The 626-nt window shown below is 54.0% G+C and carries 1 pseudogene; it reads right to left on the reverse strand.

What is annotated here, in order from left to right:
- A pseudogene (locus ABFX50_RS50975) lies at window positions 1-469 on the reverse strand (hypothetical protein); the annotation flags it as partial.
- Between the last annotated feature and the right edge of the window lie 157 nt (window positions 470-626).

The raw sequence follows: 626 nt of genomic DNA on the forward strand, positions 1-626 counted from the left end.
TGCTATAAGCCTCGGGCGTATCCAGGTGAGGGCGCAGTGCATCAGCAGCAAAGACGGGAGCGTCGACAGATTCCGTAAGGCGTCCGGCATGACGCAAGACAACCGCAAGCCGCCATGCACCCCCTGCAATCAACAAGGGATCTTCACTTTGCTCGGCGGCCTGAATGGACCTTTCTGCTGCAATCCACGGGAGGTGTTGCTCACCTAGACGGTCTAGCATTCCGCTAGTCACTCGATAAACCAAAGCTTGCAGCTTCCCCGCGTCCCGCTTTTCGGCTTCACTTTTAGCCGAGTTCATCAAATGCCAGGCGTCGGCAATCATGTCGGGGACAAGCGGGGCCATTTCAGACCAGCGCTCAGTCTGGGAACAGAAAAAAGCTTTTTCGATACGGATTTTCAAGTGCTCCGGAGATACGGTCACCCGGTCTGGAATGTTAAAAAGGCTAGACATTCCGTTGTATCGCAGCATTGCCGATTCAATTTCAGGAACAGTATTAGGTGCCGTGCCGAGCGTATCGCCACGGTTTGTCGTAGCCCTAAACGGCCCAGGCAAAAGGAGGGCTGGCTTGATTCGTAGCGCCTCAGCTATAGCGACAATGGTAGATAACTTATCCACCTGCCTTTTC

Source organism: Nonomuraea recticatena (assembly GCF_039533245.1).
In the GTDB taxonomy this organism is placed as follows: Bacteria; Actinomycetota; Actinomycetes; order Streptosporangiales; family Streptosporangiaceae; genus Nonomuraea; species Nonomuraea roseola.